At 52.1% G+C, this 5,154-nt stretch carries 5 protein-coding genes, 3 pseudogenes and 1 riboswitch; of the genes and pseudogenes, 3 read left to right on the top strand and 5 right to left on the bottom strand.

Annotated elements, in window-relative coordinates:
- Nucleotides 1-24: 24 nt before the first annotated feature.
- From crcB to GA0061070_RS25895, 5 genes and pseudogenes are all read right to left on the bottom strand, one after another.
- Nucleotides 25-396 carry a fluoride efflux transporter CrcB gene (gene crcB, locus GA0061070_RS23940; protein WP_279616115.1) on the bottom strand — a complete coding sequence of 124 codons (372 nt, stop codon included), beginning with the start codon at nt 394-396 and terminating at the stop codon, nt 25-27.
- Between the two features lie 96 nt (nt 397-492).
- Entirely contained in the window at nt 493-1,782 is a 1,290-nt protein-coding gene (gene eno, locus GA0061070_RS23935) for a phosphopyruvate hydratase (RefSeq protein WP_090138995.1), read from the bottom strand.
- Nucleotides 1,783-1,798: 16 nt separating this feature from the next.
- Entirely contained in the window at nt 1,799-2,224 is a 426-nt protein-coding gene (locus GA0061070_RS23930; RefSeq protein ID WP_090138993.1) for an adenine nucleotide alpha hydrolase family protein, read from the bottom strand.
- Nucleotides 2,221-3,129 (bottom strand): DHHA2 domain-containing protein, encoded by a 909-nt coding sequence (locus tag GA0061070_RS23925; protein WP_090138991.1) that lies wholly within the window; start codon nt 3,127-3,129, stop codon nt 2,221-2,223. Before GA0061070_RS23925 ends, GA0061070_RS23930 begins: the two co-directional genes overlap by 4 nt.
- Nucleotides 3,130-3,207: 78 nt before the next feature.
- Nucleotides 3,208-3,276: riboswitch (Fluoride riboswitch) on the bottom strand.
- A 176-nt stretch (nt 3,277-3,452) separates the two neighbouring features.
- A pseudogene (locus GA0061070_RS25895) lies at nt 3,453-4,048 on the bottom strand (TolC family protein); the annotation flags it as partial.
- Here GA0061070_RS25895 and GA0061070_RS25725 point away from each other — a divergent pair.
- The 3 genes and pseudogenes from GA0061070_RS25725 to GA0061070_RS23905 all read left to right on the top strand — a co-directional run.
- Nucleotides 4,041-4,313: pseudogene (locus GA0061070_RS25725) on the top strand (hypothetical protein); the annotation flags it as partial. The pseudogenes GA0061070_RS25895 and GA0061070_RS25725 sit on opposite strands and share 8 nt — an antisense overlap.
- Nucleotides 4,268-4,369 (top strand): integrase core domain-containing protein, encoded by a 102-nt coding sequence (locus GA0061070_RS26110; RefSeq protein ID WP_136750918.1) that lies wholly within the window; start codon nt 4,268-4,270, stop codon nt 4,367-4,369. The pseudogene GA0061070_RS25725 and the gene GA0061070_RS26110, both read left to right, overlap by 46 nt.
- Before the next feature lie 314 nt (nt 4,370-4,683).
- Nucleotides 4,684-5,154: pseudogene (locus tag GA0061070_RS23905) on the top strand (IS4 family transposase); the annotation flags it as partial.

The following is a 5,154-nucleotide window of genomic DNA, read 5'->3' as shown; positions in this document are numbered from 1 at the left end:
AACGGTCGGTGTAATAAAAAGAAGTTAGGGCGCGTTAGGAAATAACGCGTTCACGTTCCCCCGGAATAACCGTTCAACTTCGCCAGAATACGCAGAAGTGAGGGCCCACAAGTAATTCCCCACCTGCAATAATGTGAAGACCTCTACAGAGAACGTTGAAAAGGTTGTCAGCCCGCCACACAGACCGGTAACGATCAGCAGTTTCCAGACAGGATCCAACTGAGGGTTGCGCATAAAATATGCCATTGCGGCACCAATGATAAAAGCACCAAGCAGATTAACCACCAGAGTTCCGGGTGGAAGTGATGGAAAGAAACTGTTGAGCTTAACCCCAAAAAACCAGCGGATGACACACCCCATGGCCCCGCCAATCATAATTGCTGCTAACTGACTCAATGCGACACTCCCCACCTCAGGTGAATATAAATACTAAACCAGGATGTATGCCGGACCTGGCCGGCATACACACTTAGGATGCCGTTATGATTTCTTTCAACTACGGCGAACAAATGCCTTAATACCTGCATAACGGGCTTCACAGCCCAACTCCTGCTCAATGCGCATAAGCTGATTGTATTTTTCTATACGTTCGCCGCGGCAGGGCGCGCCAGTTTTCAGATGCCCGGCCCGTAGCGCCACCGTCATGTCGGCAATAAATGTGTCCATGGTTTCACCGCTGCGGTGAGAAATAAAAGCCCCCCATCCGTTTTCATGACACAGTGAAACCGCGTCGAATGTCTCGCTCAGTGTGCCAATCTGATTGAGTTTGATGAGGGCCGCGCTGGCAAGGTTTTCTTCTATTCCCCGGCGGATATACTTCACATTAGTCACAAACAGGTCGTCACCGACCAGTTCTGCGCGGCCACTAAGTTTATTATGCAGGTATTTCCAGCCGGCCCAGTCATCCTCGGCGAGTCCATCTTCAAGCAGGATAATGGGGAACTGGTTCATCAGTTCACCATAATAATCCGTCATCTCTTCAGAGCTCAGGGCGCTGCTTTCGGTGCGAAGATGATATTTCCCGTCACTGTAAAATTCACTGGATGCCGGGTCCATACAGATACTGATATCTTCCCCCGGCCGGTAACCCGCTTTCTCAATTGCCTGAACAATGAATTCCAGTGGTTCCCGGTTTGAGGAGACGGCCGGAGCAAATCCCCCCTCATCACCAACCGCAGCGGAGAGGTGTCGGGACAGAAGGATCTGGCGCAGGGCCTGATAGACTTCACTGCCCTGACGGACAGCCTCTGTCAGCGTTGACGCACCGTGCGGCGCTATCATGAATTCCTGAAAATCGGCTCCCTGACCACGGGCATGAACGCCACCGTTAATAATATTCATGCACGGAACCGGCAGAAGGCTGGCATTGAGTCCGCCGAGATAGCGGTAAAGCGGCTGGCGGGTGGCCTGAGCAGCCAGTCTGGCCACTGCCAGAGAAACACCCAGAATAGCATTGGCGCCGAGTCGGCTTTTGTTCTCCGTGCCGTCCAGCTCCCGCATCAGATTATCCAGTCGCCGCTGCTCGCGAACATCTATTCCCCGGACGGTGTCGCAGATTTCTGTCTCCACGGCCTTAACGGCACCAAGGACCCCTTTCCCGCCGAAGCGCCCGGTATCACCATCACGGCGCTCAGTTGCCTCTCTTGAGCCGGTACTGGCACCGGACGGTACCGATGCACGCGCCATCTGTCCATCAGAAGTAAAAGCGTCCACCTCAACAGTGGGATTACCGCGGGAGTCAAGAATTTCGCGGGCGGTGACTTTTTCAAGTAGAAAATTCATACAGTTCTCCTGTAGCTCAGTCGTGAATGTGTTTAATCAAAACGTCTACGTCCAGGTGGTTGATGTATTCTGCCGAACAGGATGTCAGTACTCCCAAAAAGCGGTTGCGATGGCCTGCGATAACAAGGTCAACTCCCAGGTCGGCAATGCACTTATCGACATCTTCAAAGCGCCGCATGGTGACCAACTCACGTGTGTCAACGTGCTCAGCCACAGAGGACGTTAGCTCACTGAGTAGCGCCTTTGCCTGAATAACATCTTTTGATACGGCATCATCCATCAGGCTGTCTGATACGTAATTAATCTCCCGATAGTCATTGCAGATATGAGCAAGTGTGATCTTCATTTGCAGCAGATGGGATAGCGTTGTCGCCAGTGCGAGAAGGGGGACGCCGTCCTCTTTCCCCTGAACAAGAACAAGTGCATGTGTGTAGATTTTCATGGCTGTCTCCAGCGTTGACTGAGGAAGTGCTCCAGCCCGGGCAGAAGCTGTTTCTTCCGGCTGACCATGCCCGGTACGGAGCATGATGTCATGTTGCCACTCTCCGGCCCGGCGAAATACAGCGTTGAAAAGCATTCCCGGATATCAGTCACCATCAGCACGATAAATCCGGCTCCCGTTGTCACTGCCATCTGCGCCATCGTATTTTGCAGTTCATCCAGTACGGGAGCGACCTGGTCAGGTGAACTGACCTCCAGTTGCGCGATACGCACATCCGTGCCGGCGAGTGAAAAGGCCTTAAGGTCTTTATTCAGAAGCTGCTCTGCTGACTGTCCGGTGACGTCGGTTTTGGCAGCCAGGAGCCCATGTGTAAACGTCCTGCGTTTTACCCCTGACAGGACACAGAGTTCAGTGGCTGTACGGATATCGTCTTCTATCGTAGTGGGTGAACGCAGATTAACTGTGTCGCTGAGCAGCGCGCCAAGAAGCAGGATGGCGTGAGTCGGGGGCATCGTGCGGCGCATTTCTGCATCCATCAGCAGCCAGAGTACTGTTGCGCTGCTGCCTGCCGGTTTAATCCAGACCTCCAGCGGCAGTTGCGTGACCAACCCGCCCAGCCGGTGATGGTCGATAATCCCGATGATATTACTTTGAAGAAGGTCAGCAGGCCCTTGTACCGGTTCGGTAAAATCGACCAGCCATACCTGTTCACCTTTCAGTGGAATATTGAGCAGGGGCGGCAGAGTGAGCCCGGCAGCTTCAAAAATATAGCGTGTCTCAGGGTTCGCTTCACCGGCCCTCCAGGCACGGGCAGGACGGCCACATCGGTTGAGCCAGCCCGCCGTCACGGCTGCGGTGCAGACAGCATCGCTGTCAGGGTTAAGATGACCAAAAACATTAATCAAAGACGTATCCCCGTTAAGGGGAAGTACACAGGCCGGAAGGATTTATCGACGACCTGACATACCTCCTGAAAATCAAGAGCCATATCAGGCGTCATCAGCCCCGGACGGGGCGGTTGGGAAAGGTGGAACGCCATCACCTTGCAAGCAGTATAAGTCAGCAAAAAAAACATGTCAGCTTCCATTTTGACTGATTACTTGCGGTTAATATTTATTCCCGATATAAGCAAACAAGGTCCTCAGTTCATTGGATGACGAATAATTCTGCTTAGATTTCTTGGTGTTAAGGCTGGCGTCGGTTTCCAGACGCCAGGAAATTCCGCGATTCAGAACGGCTGCATGGCACTGATATTGCCTTGTTGCCAGTTGCTTTCAGACTGGCGTAACGCCTTGCTGATATCGGTCAGACGATCGGAGGGTAGCGTTTTAGGCAGCAAATCCAGTCCAACAGTTGAGAGTATTTATCCATAGGTGTTGCGCAGTTCTGCATAGGCAAGATCTTGGCGAAGATTGGCATTTAGCGTGAGTTCCCCTTGAATCAGCTGCAACTCGCCGATACTGTTTGCCTTGTAGCGGTTTCTCAATTGCCCGGCAATCTGACCATCCAGATCGCTCAACTCCTGTACTGGCGCTGTACTTCCGATACGCTCTCATTGGCTTTTGCCGTTTTATAAGCAGCCGGTCCGGACAGCAAATTAAACAGGTTCCAGGTGACCTTCACGCCCACATCCGCCCAACTCTGGTTCACCATAAAGGCGTTGCTGTCGTAATGTCCCCTGGCACTGATCTCCAGTCCCGGCAACATGCACAGCAATGTTTTACGGGTTTCAGCTGCATGGATGCGCACCTGATAATCCTGTTCCCTCAGTTCCGGGCGACTTAACAGCGCGGTCTGTTCCAGTGTGGCGAAATTGACATTCAGCACGGATCTGCTGGCGGAGGGCGGGGCTTTTGAGATTTCCGCTGTCGTACTGCGTTACGGCAACCGGGTCGTAAAGTTTGTGCCGGTATTTCTGTACGGCCAGGGCGTGACCGGGTGCGTGGAGGTGACCTTTCATAGTGAAGGGCACGTGACTTTCCTTGGTCGCCTGTTCATGCGGTCAGGTAGTGTGAACGACTGGAGCTTTACTCCGCCTGGCGCATACACTATAACCAGAGGCGTCCCCATTCTGCACTGGGCTGGATGACGCCATCCGAATTCGCGGAGAAGTCTGCCGGTTGCCAGAATATGCAGCCAACATGAAGTCGGTTATTCCTGATTACGGCTGGATCATATTCGGGGTCAGGGTAACTCCTGAGGAACCGCTTTGCGGATGTAGTAGGTGCCGTTTCGGTCTTTGGTAGGCTTTATCATAATGCCCATTTTGTACCACCGGGAAGCGGGGCCGGAGGAAAGATAAGGGCGGTAACTACTGATAAACCAACAATTTATTGACTCAGAAAGCAAAAACCCCCGCCGAAGCGCTGAGGAATCCCCAGTAATGGGCGGGTAAAAAAAGACAGGCATAGAATTTTGTGATCTACTGATTGTGCAACCAATTCAATGAGATCACCTCTATGCCTGCTTATCGAGTATGTCAGAAATTCTTCCATAATGCTTTAGCCCCCTTTCACAAATACAGGCAAAACGCCTTGCTGGACGCTACTGTTGCTCTTACCAACGGCGCCTCTCTGACACTGACCAGTATTGGCCGTTATTTACCCGGCGCAGCTCAGGTCAAAAATAAAATTAAACGCGTAGATCGCTTACTGGGGAACGCGTCACTGCATCGCGATATTCCTCTTATTTTTAAAAATATTATCTCAATGCTGACGAACAGATTCTCTTTGTGCGTCGTCGCGGTAGACTGGAGCGGCTATCCCTCTCAGGAATTTCATGTCCTTCGTGCCAGTCTGATTTGTGATGGGCGCTCCATTCCATTACTGAGCTGGATTGTCCCCTCAAAAAAACAACAAAACGCCTGTATCCAGAAAGCGTTTCTTAACGCTCTTGCCGGGGCGATTAACCCGAAAGCACGGGTGATTATC

The organism is Kosakonia oryziphila, from assembly GCF_900094795.1.
GTDB classification, from domain to species: Bacteria; Pseudomonadota; Gammaproteobacteria; order Enterobacterales; family Enterobacteriaceae; genus Kosakonia; species Kosakonia oryziphila.
The sequence above is the reverse complement of the archived record's forward strand: the minus strand, read 5'-3'. Positions and strand labels throughout refer to the sequence as shown.